General features: G+C 42.6%; 20 protein-coding genes. 14 read left to right on the forward strand and 6 right to left on the reverse strand.

Annotated elements, in window-relative coordinates; all coding sequences use genetic code 11:
• Positions 1-106: 106 nt before the first annotated feature.
• On the forward strand, positions 107-637 hold the full coding sequence (locus P364_RS0107855) for a GNAT family N-acetyltransferase (protein WP_024629591.1): 531 nt from the start codon (positions 107-109) through the stop codon (positions 635-637).
• Positions 638-784: 147 nt separating this feature from the next.
• On the opposite strand, the gene P364_RS0107860 is transcribed toward P364_RS0107855, so the two are convergent.
• The gene (locus P364_RS0107860) at positions 785-1546 is read right to left on the reverse strand and encodes an SDR family oxidoreductase (protein WP_024629592.1); all 762 of its coding nucleotides are present in this window, start codon (positions 1544-1546) and stop codon (positions 785-787) included.
• Between the two features lie 16 nt (positions 1547-1562).
• Entirely contained in the window at positions 1563-1949 is a 387-nt protein-coding gene (locus tag P364_RS0107865) for a MerR family transcriptional regulator (protein WP_024629593.1), read from the reverse strand.
• A 278-nt stretch (positions 1950-2227) separates the two neighbouring features.
• Here P364_RS0107865 and P364_RS0107870 point away from each other — a divergent pair, with 278 nt between their 5' ends.
• The 3 genes from P364_RS0107870 (at position 2228) to P364_RS35165 (ending at position 5818) form a co-directional block, all read left to right on the forward strand.
• A complete protein-coding gene (locus P364_RS0107870; protein WP_024629594.1) occupies positions 2228-3445 on the forward strand; it encodes a sensor histidine kinase in 1218 nt (405 codons plus the stop codon).
• Positions 3446-3799: 354 nt separating this feature from the next.
• Positions 3800-4609, forward strand: coding sequence for a GNAT family N-acetyltransferase (locus P364_RS0107875; RefSeq protein WP_024629595.1), 810 nt, complete (start codon positions 3800-3802; stop codon positions 4607-4609).
• Between the two features lie 456 nt (positions 4610-5065).
• On the forward strand, positions 5066-5818 hold the full coding sequence (locus tag P364_RS35165; protein WP_024629596.1) for a leucine-rich repeat domain-containing protein: 753 nt from the start codon (positions 5066-5068) through the stop codon (positions 5816-5818).
• A 214-nt stretch (positions 5819-6032) separates the two neighbouring features.
• On the opposite strand, the gene P364_RS0107885 is transcribed toward P364_RS35165, so the two are convergent.
• Complete coding sequence (locus tag P364_RS0107885) at positions 6033-7124, reverse strand: GntR family transcriptional regulator (protein ID WP_024629597.1); 1092 nt, start codon at positions 7122-7124, stop codon at positions 6033-6035.
• Positions 7125-7519: 395 nt separating this feature from the next.
• Between P364_RS0107885 and P364_RS0107890 the strand changes: the two genes are divergently transcribed.
• The 5 genes from P364_RS0107890 (at position 7520) to P364_RS0107910 (ending at position 14493) form a co-directional block, all read left to right on the forward strand.
• Positions 7520-9136, forward strand: coding sequence for a xylulokinase (locus P364_RS0107890; RefSeq protein WP_024629598.1), 1617 nt, complete (start codon positions 7520-7522; stop codon positions 9134-9136).
• A 3-nt stretch (positions 9137-9139) separates the two neighbouring features.
• Positions 9140-9835 carry an L-ribulose-5-phosphate 4-epimerase gene (locus P364_RS0107895; protein ID WP_024629599.1) on the forward strand — a complete coding sequence of 232 codons (696 nt, stop codon included), beginning with the start codon at positions 9140-9142 and terminating at the stop codon, positions 9833-9835.
• 221 nt (positions 9836-10056) lie between these two features.
• Positions 10057-11481 (forward strand): L-arabinose isomerase, encoded by a 1425-nt coding sequence (gene araA, locus P364_RS0107900; RefSeq protein WP_024629600.1) that lies wholly within the window; start codon positions 10057-10059, stop codon positions 11479-11481.
• A 205-nt stretch (positions 11482-11686) separates the two neighbouring features.
• Positions 11687-12457, forward strand: coding sequence for an AAC(3) family N-acetyltransferase (locus P364_RS0107905; RefSeq protein WP_024629601.1), 771 nt, complete (start codon positions 11687-11689; stop codon positions 12455-12457).
• A 341-nt stretch (positions 12458-12798) separates the two neighbouring features.
• Positions 12799-14493, forward strand: coding sequence for a histidine kinase N-terminal 7TM domain-containing diguanylate cyclase (locus tag P364_RS0107910; RefSeq protein ID WP_024629602.1), 1695 nt, complete (start codon positions 12799-12801; stop codon positions 14491-14493).
• Between the two features lie 64 nt (positions 14494-14557).
• On the opposite strand, the gene P364_RS0107915 is transcribed toward P364_RS0107910, so the two are convergent.
• Positions 14558-14905, reverse strand: coding sequence for a helix-turn-helix domain-containing protein (locus P364_RS0107915; RefSeq protein ID WP_024629603.1), 348 nt, complete (start codon positions 14903-14905; stop codon positions 14558-14560).
• Between the two features lie 164 nt (positions 14906-15069).
• On the opposite strand from P364_RS0107915, the gene P364_RS0107920 reads away from it, so the two are divergent.
• From P364_RS0107920 to P364_RS0107935, 3 genes are all read left to right on the forward strand, one after another.
• Positions 15070-15873 (forward strand): hypothetical protein, encoded by an 804-nt coding sequence (locus P364_RS0107920; protein ID WP_024629604.1) that lies wholly within the window; start codon positions 15070-15072, stop codon positions 15871-15873.
• A gap of 177 nt (positions 15874-16050) precedes the next feature.
• Entirely contained in the window at positions 16051-17244 is a 1194-nt protein-coding gene (locus P364_RS36085) for a WXG100 family type VII secretion target (RefSeq protein WP_052016547.1), read from the forward strand.
• Between the two features lie 4 nt (positions 17245-17248).
• The gene (locus P364_RS0107935) at positions 17249-17653 is read left to right on the forward strand and encodes a hypothetical protein (protein ID WP_024629605.1); all 405 of its coding nucleotides are present in this window, start codon (positions 17249-17251) and stop codon (positions 17651-17653) included.
• Between the two features lie 567 nt (positions 17654-18220).
• Here the strand turns inward: P364_RS0107935 and P364_RS0107940 are convergent.
• Positions 18221-18415, reverse strand: coding sequence for a hypothetical protein (locus P364_RS0107940; RefSeq protein ID WP_024629606.1), 195 nt, complete (start codon positions 18413-18415; stop codon positions 18221-18223).
• 136 nt (positions 18416-18551) lie between these two features.
• On the reverse strand, positions 18552-19079 hold the full coding sequence (locus tag P364_RS0107945; RefSeq protein ID WP_024629607.1) for an N-acetylmuramoyl-L-alanine amidase family protein: 528 nt from the start codon (positions 19077-19079) through the stop codon (positions 18552-18554).
• A gap of 347 nt (positions 19080-19426) precedes the next feature.
• On the opposite strand from P364_RS0107945, the gene P364_RS0107950 reads away from it, so the two are divergent.
• Together P364_RS0107950 and P364_RS0107955 are read left to right on the forward strand one after the other, a co-directional pair.
• The gene (locus P364_RS0107950) at positions 19427-19777 is read left to right on the forward strand and encodes an RNA polymerase sigma factor (protein ID WP_024629608.1); all 351 of its coding nucleotides are present in this window, start codon (positions 19427-19429) and stop codon (positions 19775-19777) included.
• A complete protein-coding gene (locus P364_RS0107955; RefSeq protein WP_024629609.1) occupies positions 19723-19950 on the forward strand; it encodes a helix-turn-helix domain-containing protein in 228 nt (75 codons plus the stop codon). Before P364_RS0107950 ends, P364_RS0107955 begins: the two co-directional genes overlap by 55 nt.
• Positions 19951-20429: the final 479 nt, after the last annotated feature.

Here is a 20429-nt window from a genome sequence, read left to right on the forward strand (position 1 = left end):
TCATGGCTTATGTATAATGTAACTAGCCTGGAAATGAAGGGACTGAACTATGCGCAGATATCAATATTTTAAACCTAACTATTAAATCTAATGGGAGGAAAAAGTATTGATTACAGAGTTACACACAGAACGTTTACATTTGAGAAAAATGAAGGTATCGGATTCTTCGAGCTTGTTTACGGTTTGGTCTGATCCGGATGTTACTAAATTTATGAATGTTCGTTGTTTTACTGACGTAGAGCAAGCGAAAGAAATGATCAACCTTCTGGATGATCTTTCTCGGGATCGTAAGGCTATTCGTTTCACCATAATTAAAAAAGAGTCCAACGAAATTATAGGTTCATGCGGTTATAATTCTTTGGATTTTGACAACTTAAAAGCTGAAATTGGATATGATCTTGCTAAATCATCTTGGGGAAGAGGATATGCTTCAGAGGCGGTCTCTTCTTTGGTGGATCACGCATTCTCATCTTTAAAACTGAACCGAGTCGAAGCCAAGGTTGATCCCGAAAATGTGAGTTCTATAAAGCTCTTAGAAAAGCTCCGTTTCACATTTGAAGGAACACTGAGAGAATATGAACGTGTAGAAGGGACTTTTAACGATCTCCATATGTATTCAAAGTTAATATCAGATTGATGTCATGTTCCCATTGGCATAAGAAAAGGGATACATGAGTTTTATATAAGAACTTATTCAAAGAGGCCATTCCATAGTTGGAATGGCCTCTTTGTCCATATACAGCGATATCGATATTAATTTAGTCGCATGTGGTTCGCAGGCGATTTATTCAATTAGATTTTTCGTTGTGTTATACATCTGTTCTGCATACTTGTCGATTTCATCCCGAGACATGCGTAAGCGAGCAACAGAGGTACCGTATCCAATTTCCTTGTGCCCCTCTTCTAATCCCTTGAAAATTCCGTCTGCGAAGGCATCCAATGGTTCTCCATGCGTATGCAGCCCTGCTCCACCCAGGTCTGTACTTACTGCCGGAGGAGCAACTTCAATGACCTCTACAGACGTATCCGAAAGCTGGTGTCTAAGGCTGATTGTAAAGGAGTGAAGTGCCGCTTTGGTAGCTGAGTATATCGGTGCAATCGCAAACGGCGTAAAAGCTAAACCAGAAGTGACATTAATGATCGTGGCCTCTTCTTTGGCTGCAAGATAAGGAGCGAACAGCATGGATAGATGCAAAGGTGCCTCAATATTCGTTGTAATTTCTTTATTGAAATAACTCCAATCGTTCTTCACATCTGACTTGAGCACATTAAAACGCTGTTGAATTCCGGCATTATTGACCAATGCATTTACTTCCGGATAGTTCACGGTTACCCAATCAAACAATGCCACACGCTCGGACTCCATATTCAGATCATTCACATACGTAATGAGGTCTGGGTGTGTTTCTTTTGCATGTTGAAGTACATCTGCACGTCGACCAGTAACAATGACTGTATTCCCAGCTTTTAAGAAGCGCTCTGCAAACGCTAATCCAATGCCAGCACTTCCGCCGGTAATGAGTACTGTATTTCCTGAAAGTTTCATTATAGTTTCTCTCCTCTTAGGTTTCTTTTTCTTCGTTTCTTTCCTGTATCTGATGAGTATAACGATTAATTTTAAAATCAATTCCCTTTAGGGATTCCTGCATCAACGAAATTTCATCCAGCACTGCTTGCTTGTGGTTTTGCATCATTTCAAGCCTGGCCTCAAGCGTACAATTCCCTTCTATGATCCAGTCCATATATTGCTTAATTTGACTAATGGGCATATGCGTGTTTTTTAAGCGAACAAGGGTTTCCAATAAAGCCATCTGATCTTCTGAAAATAATCGTCTGCCAGCATCATCGCGCTCAATCATGGGCAGAAGTCCCTTTTTCTCATAAAAACGTAATGTTGAGTCTGGAATATTCAATTGGGCAGAAGCTTCGCTAATGGAAAAATACTTCATGTTGGAGACCTCCAAATGGATGTTAACTCTGTCGACAGGAATAGCATACGACTTAAACCATGGTTTAAGTCAATAAGGTAAGATCAATTATTTTTGGATGTAATCAGTCTCACGGGTAAAGGGAATCTTTTATTATCAGATTTTCATATTCTATAGCTACTTAAATGAAATACAATGCTATTATAGGTAAGGGCATCCACTTGGATGCCTTTAAATATAGCAATGAAAAGGGTACATACACACCGAAGGTGTCGACATTAATTTAAAGTGGTGAGTGGATGAAAGAATTGTGCAGTCAGGTCAACCGAAAAACCTATTATATTTCCATGTTAACGCTCATTGCTCTTATGCTAGCCGGATTAATACTATCGACGACAGAATTAAACGGGATTACCTTGGGGTATGTGATCCATTTTTCATGTGTGGCCATTCTAGCGGTTTGTTTGTTGGTCTACCCCAAGCATGAAACCTATTTTTTCAGAAAGGTCATCATTTTATTTGGCTTTGCTTATTTCTATACCCTGTTTTTCTTATATCCAGAGACGTGGACTACCTATATCCTCATTTGTCTCATTCCTTCACTTGCCATTCTGTTTTTTGATTTAAAATTGTTTTATTTCTCCATCATTGTGAATGGATTTTTAATATTGATTACGTTTGGTTATATCATTCTGATTGATCAAGGGAATGTATATTCATATTTACATCATGATATCCTAGGGAACCTCATTAATATTATAGCGAGCCAGGTTTTATTATTTCTCATCTTCCATCTATCCTTTAGTCGTATGAAAAAGCAGCAGCTCTACCATGAGCAATTACAACAATCGGAGCGTCTAAAGATGATAGCTCATTTGACGGCAGCTGTAGCGCATGAGATTAGAAATCCAGTCACCGTTGTTCGAGGTTTTTTGCAGCTATACAGAGAAGATCCTGCATTTGATGAACCAATCAAAAACAAGTTCAAATTAATGATAGATGAGCTGAATACCGTTGAACAGATTACCTCCCAATTTCTAACCCTCTCCAAACCTAATAAAGATCAGAAACCGGAAAAAGTGGATGTGAAAGATGCTCTACAGAGCGTAACAGGTCTGGTCCGTTCCTATGCGATGTTATCTGATAATCAGATGAATATCGAGGCAGAGGAGAATTGCTTCATTTTTATTAATCCCATTGAGTTTAAGCAGTTGCTGATGAATTTAATTAAAAATGCTTTGGAAGCTTCAAATATGGGAAAACCTGTGACTGTGATTGCCAAAAGAAATCATCATTATATCGAGATCAGGATCATTGATGAAGGGAACGGGATGTCAGAGGATGAGGTGAAGTCGCTCGGGACGCCGTTTTATTCATTAAAAAGTAATGGAACGGGACTAGGATTAATGATCTGTTTTAATATTGTAGAAAAATATGACGGGGAAATTAATTATGAGAGTGTGAAAGGTGTGGGAACAACCGTTACGATTCGCTTCCTGGCGACGGTTGGAGAGTGAAGCTATTTCAGATCCGCATTGGGGCTTGCAAGGATACCCTCCATGTAAGGATATGCTTCTTCATAACCAAGCTAATATGATGGAGAATTGCGGTATTAGGACTTGAAATAATTGAGAGAACTGGCGGTTGGTGCGAGGCAGTAGGTATCCGAATCCAAAATCACCTCAGAGCAGGCCTTCGAAATAATAGTAGACGGGCCCGGTATTCTACCGTTATATAGAAGCATCGTTGTTGGACGATGACAGAGAGGGTGTATTCATTCATACACCAATCAGGGTGGTAACGCGGAATAGACTCCGTCCCTAATGGGATGGAGTTTTTTGTGTTTTTATAATGATCGAGGAGGAATGGGTATGTGGCAAAAGTTTGGTGTAAAAGATCGAGTACTGCGTCAGAATATGTTTATGGCTGACGAAGTCCAGTACAATCTTATTCATCGTATTTGCGAGTCAGAGTGTTCAACCTGCCTAAAGGCTTCTAATGAAACAATGATCTTTGCCCAGTCAGAAGGGCACAACGCTTGGTTATGGATTTCCAAGGAACTTGCAGCTGAGGAAAAGAACAAGCTCCTGCAAGAACTTTTAGAAGTTATCAAGGGAACGGAGCTTCCTGGTATATCAGGTGACCGAACGACTGTTGATCACTTTGCTGACGTATATTCAGAGTCTAATGGGCTCCAATACGTTCCTTATATGATTATGGAATCCTACGTTTGTTCAGAGGTAAGGAAGCCAGTTCGTGTAGAAGGGAATTTGCACCTAGCTACTAGACATCATTTGGAGACAGTTGCGGAATTTTTAGCTGGTTTCTCGGAAGGAGCTTATGGAGTCAAGGTTGAGCCGTCTAGTCAAATTCAAGCAGCGGAGTCGGTCATGGAGACAGGTAATTTGTATCTCTGGCTAGTAGATGGACACCCTGTATCCATGGCTAATATTGCACATCGTTCTCCAAGACATGCAAGAATTAATGCAGTATATACGCCGTATGCCTTTCGTAAGAAAGGATATGCTAGTGCAGTTGTAGCAGAATTATGTTCTATCCTTAAATCAGAGGGGTTAGTTCCTATGCTTTATGCAGATTTGAAGAATCCTGATGCGAATAAGGTTTATCAAAATATAGGTTTTGTTGAAAGTGGTCAAGTAGCTGACATTAAATTCAAATAGGAGAAAAGCGATGTAGAGCATGACTTCACTGAGAATCAATTTAGGCATATATAGTATTTTTGTTTTGACTCTCAGTGGCATGCTGATCAGGAGTTTTGGTAAATCTTATCTATTATCCATTGGATTTTGGGATTGCCAAAGTTCGCTTAAATGCTTCTATATTGTCTGTCAGAAAATCGCTATTTTCTAATCCAGCATGGGCGATCATGTTCTTGATATTTTGGACTTTGCTTGAGTGAGAGCCAATTCCAGCAATGCTGAGATAGAATGACAGCACCTCTTGGTGCGGTGAGATCTGGTTCCAGTGACATAACTAAAAGAATCCCTTATGCATTCCCTTTGGAATTATCATGGACAAAGACATACAAAGGAAGTACCATAATAGATGTTCATTTCTGGAAATTTTATATAATTACAGATGAGACTTCATTTAAAATGCTTAAAAGGAGATTCGATATGCCCACTCAATTCGTAAAAAGGTTGATCGTATTCTGTTTGGTTCTCGTGTTATTGCCGGCAACAACCATGTCTGCTGCTCCCGTTATTAAAGACGCGGCTCTGGCCAAAGTTATTCGGACAACATTGAAGATATCGTCTAAAAAAGAAGTGAAAACGAGCGATTTGAAGAAATTAAAATTGATATATGCCGAGGATAACAAAAATAAGATTTCCAATCTGCAAGGGCTTGAAAATGCCGTTAACTTGGTGGAGCTAATTCTGCCCGGACATAATATAAAAAATATTACTTCGCTCAGCAAGTTGAAAAAACTGGAGTTCTTAGTTCTTGAAGGGAATCAGATCAAAGATCTCACCCCACTCACCGGGTTAAGCAATTTAGAAAGTCTCTTAATTAGTGGTAACCAAATTAAAAATCTAACGCCGTTGAAAAATTCACATAAGTTGACCAGTTTGCTTGCCAGCGACAATCAGATAGCAGACCTAAGTCCACTTCAGAAATTAAATCTGGAATGGATCATTATGGATAAAAATAAAATTCAAGATTTGACACCATTAAAGAACCATCGGACATTGGAGTACCTTTATGTGGAGGATAACCTCATTCAGGATATTGCAGTGCTCGAGACCATCCCCCATTTAGTGGAGGTGTCCTTGGCCGGCAACCCGTTGAATGAACAGGCGGAGCAAGTTATACAGAATCTGGAGAAGAAAGGTGTCATTGTGAGTTTGGAAAAGGATGAGGAGCAATAAGGCGAGATAGGCTTGAATTTTGGACTATTAGCTCTTGTTCTTACTCAAATCTAAAGTTAAAGTAAAAAATCAAGGCTGCCATTTTGGCAGCCTTTTTTTGTCTCGACAGAAAAACATCGTTACTACAGACGAAGAGCTGGTGGTTGAGGGACTAGAATTTTATTTTCATGCCGCAATTCAACCAACCCACGTCAACCAAATCTCGGTCCACATACTATTCCAACTCGATTTCTTTCACCGTCTCACCCTCAACCAGCACGGGCTGGTAGTAGGTGTTAGTGGGTAAATCCTTTTTGCCTTGCAGTTTCTTGATGACCCAATCCGCTGCATCACGGCCCATTTGCTCTTGGGGGTGGGTTAACGTCGTAAGTTTGATGTTGGCATTCTTGGCGATGTAAGAATTGTCCTGGCCGATAATGGATAACTCGTCCGGGATCGAAATTCCCAGCTTCCTACACGCATGTACGACCTCCAGCCCCACTTCGTCGTTGTAACAGACAAGGGATGTCAGCACATCTCTGTTTTCCTCCAGGAACACCTCCAGATTGGTGGAGAGATCCGGCTTCGATGCCGTATCGAACGAAAGTACCTGTTCGGGATGAAATCGCAGCTTGGCTTCGCCCAGCGCTTTGATGTATCCCTTCATCCGATACTTCCCTTGCAAGTCATCCATTTTCGCGATAATGCCGATCTGGCTATGTCCTTTGGCGATCAGCTCCCGGGTAGCAAGATAACTAGACTGCACGTCATCCAGACAGAAGAAAGGCACCTCCAGCTCTTCATAAAAGGCATTGATCATCGTGAACGGAACGTCCTGCTCTTTAAAGGAAAGATAATAAGCAATGTTGGGATTGTACAGATTGCTTTTGGTCGGTTCAACAATCAGCCCATCGACGCCGTAAGCCAGCATCATTTCGAGCGCTTTTTTCTCTTGGGCAACGTCGTTATTCGTGCTGGCTAACAGCAACGAGTAATTATCTTCATTCAATCGGCCTTCAATGCCGCGGATGATGGAGGGGAAGATGTAATCGGAGATATACGTCGTGATGACGCCGATTGTTTTTTTCATCGTGTTCCCGCCGGTTCTGGATCGATAGAGATTGCTTACATAGGTGCCGGAACCTTTCTCGCTTCTCAAAAAGCCCTCGTTCGACAGCTCCAAAATGGCCTTCCGCACCGTCTGGCGACTCACGTTGTAGCTGTCCTGTAATGCGGATTCGGTAGGAATTTGTTCGCCTACGCTATAGGTTCCAGACAGGATATTGCTCTTGATATCATCAATGATGACCTGATACTTTGGCTTCACACAGTCCACTTCTTTCATCGTTACTTATCTATAAAAAAACATCGTCATATCCATAGTTGTACGTACATATTTTATCATGATTCAAATGGAATGGAAATGCAACAGCAGTTTTTTTGAATTGAAACGTACAACTCCCATTACAAAACAGAGATATGTACCTGACAACAAAGCCTGTTGAGTACAGAAATTAGATCATTTAGACGGTATATTTCAGTTAATGTAAGTATAACTATTATAAATTATTGACAAATGTACGTACAAAAAATATACTAAGGCTGTCGGAAAAGGAAAGCGCATTCTTTTCAATAAACCAGAATATGAATTCATTTCAATCATCCTAAGCCAAAACTATTTTTACTTTTACCTACTGTGGTCAGAGAGGGGACTACGTGATCATGAGTCATGTGGATATGAAAGAAGCGATTACCAAGGGAGCCACTTCACTAGGCATCGAATTTGGATCGACACGGATCAAGGCGGTGCTGATCGACGAACGTTTTGAGACCATTGCGTCAGGCAGTTTTGAATGGGAAAACCTCCTGAAAGACGGATATTGGACGTACAACCAGGAGGATATTATCACAGGTCTTCAGACCGCATATCGTGAAATGAAGCAAGACGTGGAACGGAAATACGGTTTCACGTTGCAAACCGTAGGTTCCATCGGATTTTCCGCCATGATGCATGGATATATCGCATTGGATGGTGCGGGAGAACTGTTGGTACCGTTCCGGACGTGGCGTAACGCGACTACGGGGAAGGCTGCGAGAGAGCTTACGGATCTTCTTCAGTTCAATATCCCCGAACGCTGGAGCATCGCTCACTTATACCAAGCGATCTTGGACGAAGAGGCTCATGTGCCTCGCATCGACCACCTGACAACCTTGGCTGGCTACATACACTTGCTGCTGACGGGTAATAAAGCCATCGGTATTGGCGACGCTTCGGGCATTTTTCCAATCGATGAGTCTACGCATAATTATCACCCATCCATGATCAAGCAGTTCGATGAACGGATCGCAGACAAAGGCTATTCGTGGAAAGTCGAGGACCTTCTTCCCAAGGTGTATCTCGCAGGTGAGAACGCTGGTGAGTTAACCGAAGCGGGAGCCAAGCTACTGGACCCTTCGAATGATTTGCAGTCAGGCATTCCGCTTTGTCCGCCGGAAGGTGATGCGGGAACGGGCATGGTGGCAACGAATAGCGTGAGAAAGCGTACGGGCAACATCTCCGTCGGCACGTCCGTGTTCGCGATGATCGTATTGGAAAAGGAATTATCCAAAGTCTATCCCGAGATCGATATGGTTACGACGCCGGATGGCAGTCCGGTAGGTATGGTACATGCCAACAATTGCTCCAGCGATATCAACGCATGGCTGGGCTTGTTCCGTGAATTTTCCGAGGCGATGGGATACGAAGTGGATACCGGCAAATTGTTCGGCGTGATGTTCAATAAGGCGTTGGAAGCCGACCCGGATGGTGGCGGTTTGCTGAGCTACGGTTATTACTCAGGTGAAAACATTACGGGCCTCGACAAAGGTCGTCCATTGTTCGTTCGTTCACCGGAAAGCAACTTTAATCTGGCGAATTTCATGCGCACGCATCTATTCACTGCTTTCGGTGCACTCAAGCTTGGCATGGACATTTTGACGAAGAACGAGCATGTGGCAATTGACAGCATTTTGGCTCATGGAGGTCTGTTCAAGACCCCTGTTGTCGGACAGCGGATCGTAGCTGCAGCGATGAACGTGCCGGTGTCAGTGATGTCTACAGCGGGTGAAGGCGGTGCATGGGGAATGGCGCTTCTGGCCTCGTACATGATCAACAAGGATCAGCAGGAGAGCCTGGATGTGTTTCTTGAGCAGAAGGTCTTCCATGATGTCGAGGGTGAAGAAGTTACGCCGGATGCATCGGATGTCAAAGGATTTGAAGCATTTATCGAACGTTATCGGAAGGGCCTCGCGATTGAGCAGGCGGCGGTAGATCATCTGGTAGAGAACGGGAGGGGCTAACACATGTTAGAACAACTGAAAGAAGAGGTCTATGAGGCGAATCTGGAGCTTCCTAAGCACGGACTGGTAAAGTTCACATGGGGTAATGTTAGCGCGATGGATCGAGACAGCGGTCTATTTGTCATCAAACCGAGCGGTGTCAGCTATGACAAGATGAAACCAAGCGACATGGTTGTGGTTGATCTGGACGGCAATGTGGTGGAGGGCGAAATGAGACCTTCTTCTGATACCGCAACTCACGCGGTGCTGTACAAACATTATCCGGAAATCGGCGGTATCGTGCACACTCATTCCACCTGGGCGACCATCTGGGCGCAAGCTGGCCTGGACGTACCTGTGATGGGAACGACGCATGCTGATACCTTCTATGGTGCCGTACCTTGTGCCCGTTTCTTGAACCAGGGAGAGATCGATCGCGGCTACGAAGCGGAGACAGGCCATGTCATTATCGAGACATTCGAACAGCGCGGACTGGATGTGATGGCGATCCCGGCAGTCCTGCTTCATGGCCATGCACCGTTCACGTGGGGCAAAGACGCCAAGTCGGCTGTCGTAAACAGCGTCGTGCTGGAGGAAGTATGCAAAATGAACCTGTATGCACGGCAATTGAATAACTTTGCCAAAGAACTGCCACAGGGCATTTTGGATAAACACTATTTGCGGAAACACGGAAAAGACGCGTACTACGGACAGAAGTAATAATTAGTACTGACCTTATGTAGTGCCTGATTTTTACACGGTAACGGAGAGTGCAGAACCAATCTGGAGAAGCGAAGCGCTCGCGTTTATCACAGGATTTTCCCTTTGCAAAAAGGGAATCAAAAAATCCGGGGATAAACAGCGATCGGAAGATGGTACTGCAATCGGAGTGGCAAGTGTAAACGAGTTGTAAATACATTAAAAGAGAAGAGGATGATTACATGTCAGCAACAGCAGCTAAACAGTTTTGGTTCGTCGTAGGTTCGCAGCATCTGTACGGTGAAGAAGCACTGGGCGAGGTTAAAGCCAACGCACAGAAAATTACGGATGCTCTCAATGCAAGTGGCGTGCTGCCATATCCGCTCGTATTGCAGGATTTGGCGGTAAGCGCAGATAAAATCACGAGCATCATGAAAGAAGTGAACTATCGCGACGAGGTGGCGGGTGTAATTACTTGGATGCATACGTTCTCGCCTGCAAAAATGTGGATTCGGGGTACGAAATTGCTGCAAAAACCGTTGCTTCATCTGGCGACCCAATTCAATGAAAGTATTCCTTGGGCGACCATCGACATGGACTTTATGAATCTGAACCAAGCCGCTCACGGTGACCGCGAATATGGTTTCATCAATGCACGCCTGAGAAAACAAAACAAAATCGTTGTTGGCTACTGGGAGCGCCCAGAAGTGCAGCAGCAAGTTGCGGATTGGATGGACGTAGCGGTTGCCTATAACGAAAGCTTCAACATCAAGGTTGCCCGTTTCGGCGACAACATGCGTAATGTAGGCGTGACCGAAGGGGATAAAGTGGAAGCACAGATTCAATTCGGATGGACTGTTGATTATTTTGGTATCGGCGACCTCGTACAATACGTGAATGCCGTAACAGAGCAAGAAATCGATGATCTGATCGCTCAGTATGCAGAGCTGTATGAATTCCATTATGGCACGAACAGCAAAGAAGCTTGGGAAGCTAGCGTACGTGTACAAGCAAGCTATGAAATTGCGATCAAACGTTTCCTGGACGAGGGAGGATACAGTGCCTTCACCACCAACTTCGAAGATCTGCATGGCATGAAGCAGCTTCCGGGTCTGGCTGTTCAACGCCTGATGGCCCAAGGGTATGGCTTTGCTGGGGAGGGCGACTGGAAAACGGCTGCACTCGACCGCCTGCTCAAAGTTATGGCCCATAACGAAAACACAGGTTTCATGGAGGATTACACATACGAAATGGCGGCTGGTCAAGAGGCGATCCTTCAATCCCATATGCTTGAAGTAGACCCGACACTCGCCAGCAACAAACCGAAAATCATCGTGTCCCCACTGGGTATTGGCGATCGTGAAGATCCTGCACGTCTCGTTTTCGATGGCAAAGCAGGAGAAGGTGTCGTGGTATCCATGGCAGACTTCGGAACGCATTACAAATTGTTGATCAACGAAGTATCCGCATTCGAACCGACAGTTCCAGCGCCTAATCTGCCGGTAGCACGTGTACTGTGGAATGTGAAGCCCAATTTCCAGGACGGGGTTAGAGCTTGGATCGAGAATGGCGGCGGTCACCATACCGTAGTTTCCTTGAACCTGACAACAGACCAGATTGTTACTTATGCTAAATTGGTGAACCTGGAGTACGTTGTGATTAAATAAGTTTGTTATTCATGAAATTCATTCATGAACTCATACAAATTCTTTCCTTTTGGCCGGGGGGTTCCCCGGCCCTTTGTCTTGCCGTGAGGCGCATGGTATGCGGCCGAAACGGATCTTGTGCTCACGCCAAGACAAAGGATAACGTTAGTACCGTCGACTACGCTCTATTTTGCTATAATAGCCCAAAGGAGGTTATCCATTAATGATGCATACCCAAGAAAGTTTACTCCACCAACTGCGCCAGCTCGGTATCGATGACCAAGGAACGCTGCTTGTTCACTCTTCCATGAAAAGCATGGGCGAAGTCGAAGGCGGCGCGGATACAGTGTTGGATGCATTGACCGAATATATGAAGGAAGGACTGCTGGTGTTGCCAACGCATACATGGTCCACGATCAATGCGGACAACCCGATGTTCCACGTGGAATCTTCACCCTGCTGCGTCGGTATTCTGCCTGAGCTGTTTCGCAAACGGCCTGACGTAGTACGTTCTTGGCACCCTACACATTCGGTAGCTGCTCTGGGGCGAGATGCCGAAGCATTTACGAAGGACGATCATCTTTATGATACACCGTGCGCGAGAGGCTCCGCCTGGGGTAAGCTGCTTGATCGAAAGGCAACCATCCTGTTGGTCGGCGTTGATCTGAAGAGGAACACGTTTATCCATGGCATCGAAGAATGGGTGGACATCCCGGGCAGGTTAACGGATGAGCCTGAGATGTTAAGCACAGTTTTACCCGATGGAACCGAGATTTCGGTACCTTCACGTAGACATTGCGGATTGTCGTGGTCGGAGCATTTTTGGAAAGTGGATGACGTTCTTGAACGTAAAGGCGCAATGCGTAAGGGGCAGCTTGGTGATGCAGTTGTCAGAGTGTGTGATGCGGCGATGTTGACGGAAGTCATTACGGACATGCTCCAAGATAATCCGGATTTATTCTCAGACAATTTGCCTTTGGAAGCGATGTACGAATGAGGAGTGGGCCGTCCGGTGACGGAGGGCTCTATATACGCATTTCCGTACCTCCTACGACAGCTAACAAGGTCTTCTTCCCTCCCGGTTTGCATCAAAACGTTCAAATTCTTTCACGAAAACGCAAAAATAGAACAAAATTCAATCAGAGGTTGGTTGGATTGCCATTGTATGGGCTACTCAGTCCAGTAGCGGTATGATAAGATGTGGTTAATTTAACCAATAGCAGTAGTGTAGGAATATCTTTTATAGATTTATCGAAGGTTCACATTAGCGTAAGCAGCGTTATGAAATACCCCAGTTCAATACTATCCTCGTTGTCGCATGCAAAAAGGAGAAGATTCGTGAGCCTATTAGTATGGTATGATCTCTTTCTATTCGTCCTATTGTTTGTTGTGTACGTATATGTTTTTGCTACAGTTAGAATTACGAACTTACATAAGGTTTACTTTTTGTTTCATGGGTTGATGATGCTGTGGCCATTCTGTCAGTTTGCGAGTACGTTGACGGATGATCCCGGCTTGCAGTTGTTCTATGTTACGTTATCTTTTGTCGCGGTTTCCTTGCTCGGGGGCGGTTGGCTGCTGCTTACCATCTTTATTACTGGTGAGGCGGAGCGATTAGGCAAAATAAGATCCTTCCTGCTATTTATTCCCGCGGTTATTGGCGCTGCAGGCGTGGTCCTGAACCCGTGGAGCTGGTTTGTAACTCCGCTGGAAGGCGGTTATGTTGAGCGGGCCTATGGACCCTGGTTCTGGGTTGTCATGTTTATTCTCGTGAGCTACTTTGTGACCTCCCTCTTTATTTTGTTCCGGGCACTTTATTCTTCACGAACGTCCACCATGATTAAAAACCAGGTGAAAGTTACGCTATGGGGCATATTCGTGCTAGCTGTTTTTGCAACCATCGACGCTCTGCTTAATGTAGTTCTAAGAGCGTATTTACCATTCATCATTCCCGGACTGACTTCGCTGGGGATTTTCCTGTCTGACCTTTTCTTCGTTTATGTAATTAAAAGATACAATGTGTTCGATCTGGTTTCCATCGCCCATGAGGATGTGATCAATACCATTCCTTACGGCATCCTTGTATTGGATGAGAATGAGATGATTATTGAATTGAACAAAGCCTCGCGATCCTTTATGGATCTGCATGTGGGGGATTCTTTTGATATGGCAGCATTTCTGAATTCTGTTCGTGTAGAGGGCAGCAGTCAGACGTTTCTGGATCAGTATAAGCAAAAGGACAATATCCTGTCTCAAATTGAAATTATCACGCAGCGCGACATTATGCGTCATTATATTCTCCAATCGTCTCCGATTGTGGATTCTTCTCGCAAACCTATTGGTCATATCCTTACGTTCCAAGATGTCTCTCAAGAGCGCTTCTATGTAAAAGAAATGAATCGGCAGAATGAGACGCTTCAGGAGCGTAATCATGCCCTGGATCGCATTCGTTTGGAGTTGTCCGAGGCCAATCGCAAGCTGGAAGAACTCGCCCTGACGGACAGTCTGACGAACTGCTACAACCGCCGTTATCTGACTCAACACCTGAATCACGAGGTCATCACCAACATTCAATACAAAACGCCGTTTTCACTCATACTCCTGGATATTGATTACTTCAAAGCGATCAATGATCGCTACGGACATGTCATCGGGGATGAAGTGCTGCATCGCACCGCTCAGGCCGTCAAAGAATCCATTCGGAGTACCGATATTCTAACGCGATATGGCGGGGAGGAATTTATGATCTACCTTCCGCATACCGAACGACAGTTAGCTCAACAAATAGCGGAACGCGTGAGATTAGCGGTGGAGTCGAACCTCATTGTGGTGGATCATGAGATCGAAGAGGTGTCTATTACGATTAGCATAGGGATTCTGTCTATCGAGGATTTCGAATGTGAGCATGTACCGGACAATCCGGAGGGGTACTTAATTAAGTTGTTCGCTGCGGTAGATAAGGCGTTGTATCAGGCGAAGCAGAATGGGCGTAATCGGATTGAGTTTGCGGAGTTTGAGGGTGTTGTTCTGTGAATTCATGAAATTAAGAAAGAGTGAGAGGTTATCTCCACTCTTTTTGATTTCAATGCTGATATTTTCAATCAGAACCTTTTTGTAGTTTTTCTATAGTCATAAGAATCTCTTTGTTAATTTTCGTTAAGGATGCAATTTCATCTGAACTTTTACCACTTATTAAAGTTATATGTTCATCCAAAGCTCTTTTGTACTCGGATTCTTCCTGGAATTTAAAAATTTCTTCAGCCGGAACCTGAAAACCATTTATAATTTTTTCTAGAGTCTCCAGAGAAATATTTCGATCTCCCCGTTCAACCCCACCAATGTAACTGTAATGAAGACCTGCTGCTTCTGCTAATTGTTCTTGAGTCCAGCCTTTTGCCTTTCTTAACTCACGTATCCGATTTCCTACACTTTCTGGTAAATTCATGTGATCACCTCCACTTAAGGTTAGAAGAGGTTATTGATTCGTTACAGACTAATATATGCAAATTGATTTTAGAAATAACAGTACTTATATGTACAATTTATATTGATCTTCTTTTGACTTTTCTATACAATTACATGAAAACGGAAAATTAAGGAGGATTATCTTTGCGAAAATCTATCCTAAAATCACTCAAACCGGACATTATTGTTGAAATGTTGGAGATGGCTGTTGCTTTTGAGAATTGGAACAAGGTGATGGAGACAGCGGACGTCTTGTACCAATGTGTGCAGTGCATCCATGAAGAGCGACAGGAGCATCGGGCCAAGGGATTGCCTTTACCCTATATCCGTACCGAGCGTCCGTTGATCTATTATTACGGGTTCAGTCTCCAGATGCGAGGCATGGCTCACCAGATGATGGGACAGGTGGATCAGGCGTGGGCGTGTATCGACCAGTATGCAGAACTAGCATGGACGGAAGAGCTGGATGAGGAGGGAATGCAAGTAGTGCAGGAGTTTAGGCATCGAGCACAGGTGAATCGGTATGCGCTGGAGATTAATGCGGGGCATGCAGAGCTGCTGGAGGAGTATGTGAATTTTCTGCTAGAGCACCCAGATGAATGTATAGCAGGTTTGAGAACGATTGTGGGGGCGGCGGTCCGGTATCGTTGGCAGATTGATCGAGTTTTACATATGATTGCGAGTCAGGTTCAAGGTAGTGGCAGAGAAATAGATTCTTCAAACAACGATGATATGTACCATTACTGTTTTCACCGGGCTTTATACGAACAAGGGATGGGGAGGCAAAAGAAAGCGGTGGAGTTCATTTTGCAGGCGCTCAGGTTAGCGGATGAGCTTGAGATGAATCCGTATTTCAAAAAATGCGCAGCACTACTAGAATCGTTGCGGGAAGATGCGACAGTGGAGCAGATTGGGCGGTATCGGGCTTTTTTGGAGGAGATAGGGTAAGGGGGATTTGCTGGTGATAAGTGCTTTGAAATGGGTAAATGCATATAGGACCATAGCACCGATGAGTGGTACAGCTTATGTTTTAGAAATGGTCAAATCAGGATGTTAGCCGGATGGTCTGTCATACAAACTTCTGCTAACATTGGTTAATCCTATTTTAAATGAGCGGAGAAACGTATGAGTACAATCAAAGTAACCCCTGAGCAACTACATCACGTATCGAATCAGGTGGATCAGGCAAGACAACAGTTGGAGCATATACGTGGTGATCTGACGAGACAGATCATGTTCATTCAGATGATGTGGATGGGTGCGACGCAGGAGCGGTTTTACTATGAGTTTGAGCAATCGCGCCCTATACTGGATAAAGCGCTGGAGAGTATGGTGAACACATCCAAGGAATTGAAGGACATCGCTACGCGCTTCCAGGATGCAGATGCTCAGTTGGTAAGTCTGGGTGGTGCAACTGGAGCAGTCGGTGCCGCGGCTATGATGACCAAATCAGCAGGTGATTCAAGCTCGGGTGATAAGGGCTATCGGATGGCATATAACTCTATGTTTGGAAGATGGATGCCTGTGAACGAGAAAGGTGTTACGGATCAGGCCGCCCTTCAGGCTTATGAGAGGGATCAGGGCCATCTGGATGTTAATCGCATGCAAGCTGTGAAGGTTGAACCGCCTGGGGAGGATATATTCACACTACAGATCAAGGCATTTCAGAATGGAATACATCCCTATACAGGTGAATCTGTCTCTGCTTCTTATGCTCAAACCATGGTTACCTCTCTAAAATTTGCACAAGTGTTTATGGCGATTCAGATGGTTCGCGGGAGTGTTCCGGGAGGCAAGGGTCCATTTCGCTTACCATCATCTAGTTCAGCTGTGGCGAAAATTAAGAAGAATATGGAGGCTGCTAAAGAGAAGACAGGTAAGGGCCAGGGCATAGGTTCTAATGGAAAGATAGAAGCTAATAAGAAATTCTCTGATATGAATGTAGATGAACAATTAGCTATATCGAAACGATATGCTCAAACTGCTCCAATTGAGATTCCTGAAAGTGCGAATATGAAAGCTAAATCAATGAATGATGGCTATGAACAGATAACCTATAAATGGAGTGACGAGACATATAAGTATGAAGTTAGATGGCACACTAGAACATCTGGTGCCCCTATTGACCAAGGGAACACGTGGGTAATTCAAAGAACAATTCCGGGTAATGGGGGCAACAGGCCACAGTCTTTTTACAAGATTGGAGAAAGCGAGTGGGTTGAGGGATATAAGTGGTATGATGCAATAGCTGCACGAAAAGCAGGTACTGCTACGCCGGAACAAGTCAGGATTTTAGATCAAGGACATTGGAAGGAGTAATACGATGAAAGAAGAACTAGTTAATGATTCCTTTTATGTTGGATTTGAAGGGCAACCCGAGATATTAATTCTTTTTGAGAACCCTACCGAAAAGAATATTCTGAAAATGTGGAATGGATATTTTGAGACATTATTAGATCTTATGTGCCAATACGAGCCTTCTGACGAAGGTATCTTACATGAGTATTATGCTCATGAAGGTTGGTATGAAGAAAGTCCATGGGAAATACAGGACCTTGATTCAGCTATTCATTTATTTAATTCCTTCAATGTGAGTAAAGTAACTGGTGAGCAAATAGAGAATGTTAAGAATATTGTTCCTACTCTCCCAGAAGTAGCACATCAGATATCAACATTTTTAGAACTAGCCAAAACGAACGGTTGCAGCGTGTATATTGAATACGACTGATTGAAATCAAGGAACATACTTTCAAACGATAACGCAGTTACCAGGGCTGTATTTTTAGTCGTTACCTTGTATACGTAACTCTAAATAGGTTTAATAAAAATTATATCGAGCCTGGTAATTTGCTGCGGTTATTTAGAAGTTGCTGAATTAATAGATCAAGGATTAGATGAAGCAATTCAATACATCGATCTTTACGACCGAAAATAAAATTCTTTGAGCAAGGCGGGAGTTTTACCATAAGACAAGGCGAAATGGTTGTAAGTGGTGCAGCATCCTCATAAGTATTAGAGACATCTAAATATTTCAGTACAAGATATTAGCGACATCGCTATATAGAGAGTTGATAAGGAATGATAATAGATGAACTAAAATTAAGTGCTAGTATTTTAAATCAAGATTTCTATAAATAAAAGCGACAACGACCGATTGAACTCTTTTCAGAGTTAATCGATTGTTGTCGCTTGTTAACAAGTGGAAAGATTAGATAAAAAGACTGAAATTAAGCTATAAAAATAAGAGATTTTTATACAGGCATTGCAAACAAAATTTCCTTAATGTCAAGCTTACTCAATGCCCTTGCTCGTTGGTTGATATGTCTGTAATTTGTAAAATCCCCATAATGACTAGAAATATGGTCATTACAATAAGAGCAGACCCAATCCAGAGCATTGTTTTTCTGTTTTGACTACTAATTTCCAGAGCTCGTCCACGAATAATAAAAATAATGCCTACGACCAGCAATACCACACTTATTATAATCATCAACGTTCTCCCTCATAATTTTTTTTGATTATTCCTAGTCTATAACATTAAACCCATCTAAATCATTATATTATAAGTTAAAGTTTTAAAATATAGAAAAAGCGAAGCCGGAGCTTCGCTTTTTTATACTTAATACTTAAAAGTGATTTTTGATTCCTTTAACTACAAAATCAGCAGTACTTGAGAGATCCTTGGTATTATCCAACCAACCTTCAATGATTTGTCCAATCTCAATCAATGTTTTCTGGCTCGCGCGTGTTGTATCTCGTAGAATTGCAAAGTTCCCTTCGTGCGCCACTGTACCATATTCCTTAGCAATGGCCTGGGCGAATGCTTTGGACGCTACTGTACCTTCTTGATAGAATGGACCAATTCTTCCTTTGTAAGTGTTAACGTGGATACTTATCAATGCCGATACAGCGGGCATATTTTGATTGATATAATTAACGCGTTTATTAATATCATCATCAGCATTAGTTCCACCAAAGTCTTTATCGGTAGTTCGAGTCATATAGACCTTTGCACCTTCTGCTTCAAGCTTGTTCTTAAGGATATTACTAAAATTTAGAGTTACTGTTTTTTCTTTACGACTTCCAGAAGTTACACCGTCATACTTGCCACCATGTCCTGGATCAATAATAAAACTTTTTCCGCTTAAACTCATATAATTAACCACCTTTTGTTATGATAAGACATCCTGTTCAGGATTGCCTCTCACATATAAGGGAAATCAAAAAACATTTTATACAACCAGTGATTTTTTATTATTAAATTATTTAGGTTACAGGGAGATAAGGATACACCTGTCAATTTAGAAAGTGTATATTTATTTGCTTTACAGTTTAGAAGTCTAGATAAACTTCTAGTTATTGGATTCTATAGCTTTCTAAATATGATGAAAAATGCTATAATAAAATAAGAACAAATGTTCTTTTTTTGGTTGTAATTTCAATTTCATACTTCCCTATATATTAAGTAGAACAAATTAAAATAATAAAAGGGGGATGAGGAATGAAACAATCACAACCACAAACAACATACGAACGCTATAAGACAGAAGTTTATCGTATTGGTTGGAGAGTGCAATATCGTGCTAAAAAAGTAAAACAACGTGAGTGCTCTATTAATGATATTGAATTCCTTGGGGGGAGTTTCATAACAAACTTGGAGAATAAAATTATGGTAGAGCAACTATTGCAATCGTTACCTCCCCAAGGCAAGACTATCCTACACAAAGTTTACATTGAAGGTCATACTGAAGCAGAAGTTGCACAGCATTTAAATATGAGTCAACAGGCGGTGAACAAATGGAAGAAAAGGATGCTCAAACGATTATCCCAGAGGATGAATTCGTTGAACTAATTGTTGCAGCTAAAACTCAGGATTCTACAGCTATTATTAAATTGATTGAATTATTTGAAGATGATATTAAGCGTTTGAGTAAGTTTATTTATTTACCTGATGAAGATGCGTTTGCAGAAATAACAACAGAATTTTTAGAGTTTGTTATGCAAGGAGAACTGTACAATGATTAAGTTCCCTTACGTAATGAGGTATTCAATACCCTTAGTCAGGACACTCTTTTAAAAGCGTTCGGGCTAAAGGGTTCCTTTAAGAAAATATATTTAAGATGCAGCATGTTGGCATCCAAAACTAAACAAGAACTATATTATAAAGATACATATAATTTCGTTGGGAAGATTGTTAATTTATACAGAAGAAATAAAAATATTTCAGGTCTATGAACTGACCAAAATTATGATAATAGTCCGATCCTTAGATATGAGTTGTACCAATTCGATAAATGCAATGCCGAAGGATACTTTTTATTGAACAAATTAATCTTTCAGCCCTATAACCGGGTTATCTATCTGACATAAACTAGCGTATACTGATGGAATAGCAAATATCTTCAAATTGCATATTTAAATTGACCCATATTATTGATACACTAGATCAAGGTTATATCATTCAGAGAAGGGGCGGGCCTGTTCAAGAATGGGGCTTGCTGCAA

This window comes from Paenibacillus sp. MAEPY2, from assembly GCF_000499205.1.
GTDB lineage: Bacteria > Bacillota > Bacilli > Paenibacillales > Paenibacillaceae > Paenibacillus > Paenibacillus vandeheii.

Excerpts from the sequence above, each read along its gene's own strand:
- P364_RS0107860 (WP_024629592.1), bottom strand. The coding sequence starts at position 1,546 with ATGAAACTTTCAGGAAATACAGTACTCATTACCGGCGGAAGTGCTGGC.
- P364_RS0107865 (WP_024629593.1), bottom strand. The coding sequence starts at position 1,949 with ATGAAGTATTTTTCCATTAGCGAAGCTTCTGCCCAATTGAATATTCCA.
- P364_RS0107870 (WP_024629594.1), top strand. The coding sequence starts at position 2,228 with ATGAAAGAATTGTGCAGTCAGGTCAACCGAAAAACCTATTATATTTCC.
- P364_RS0107875 (WP_024629595.1), top strand. The coding sequence starts at position 3,800 with ATGTGGCAAAAGTTTGGTGTAAAAGATCGAGTACTGCGTCAGAATATG.
- P364_RS35165 (WP_024629596.1), top strand. The coding sequence starts at position 5,066 with ATGCCCACTCAATTCGTAAAAAGGTTGATCGTATTCTGTTTGGTTCTC.
- P364_RS0107890 (WP_024629598.1), top strand. The coding sequence starts at position 7,520 with ATGAGTCATGTGGATATGAAAGAAGCGATTACCAAGGGAGCCACTTCA.
- P364_RS0107895 (WP_024629599.1), top strand. The coding sequence starts at position 9,140 with ATGTTAGAACAACTGAAAGAAGAGGTCTATGAGGCGAATCTGGAGCTT.
- araA (WP_024629600.1), top strand. The coding sequence starts at position 10,057 with ATGTCAGCAACAGCAGCTAAACAGTTTTGGTTCGTCGTAGGTTCGCAG.
- P364_RS0107905 (WP_024629601.1), top strand. The coding sequence starts at position 11,687 with ATGCATACCCAAGAAAGTTTACTCCACCAACTGCGCCAGCTCGGTATC.
- P364_RS0107915 (WP_024629603.1), bottom strand. The coding sequence starts at position 14,905 with ATGAATTTACCAGAAAGTGTAGGAAATCGGATACGTGAGTTAAGAAAG.
- P364_RS36085 (WP_052016547.1), top strand. The coding sequence starts at position 16,051 with ATGAGTACAATCAAAGTAACCCCTGAGCAACTACATCACGTATCGAAT.
- P364_RS0107935 (WP_024629605.1), top strand. The coding sequence starts at position 17,249 with ATGAAAGAAGAACTAGTTAATGATTCCTTTTATGTTGGATTTGAAGGG.
- P364_RS0107940 (WP_024629606.1), bottom strand. The coding sequence starts at position 18,415 with ATGATTATAATAAGTGTGGTATTGCTGGTCGTAGGCATTATTTTTATT.
- P364_RS0107945 (WP_024629607.1), bottom strand. The coding sequence starts at position 19,079 with ATGAGTTTAAGCGGAAAAAGTTTTATTATTGATCCAGGACATGGTGGC.
- P364_RS0107950 (WP_024629608.1), top strand. The coding sequence starts at position 19,427 with ATGAAACAATCACAACCACAAACAACATACGAACGCTATAAGACAGAA.
- P364_RS0107955 (WP_024629609.1), top strand. The coding sequence starts at position 19,723 with ATGGAAGAAAAGGATGCTCAAACGATTATCCCAGAGGATGAATTCGTT.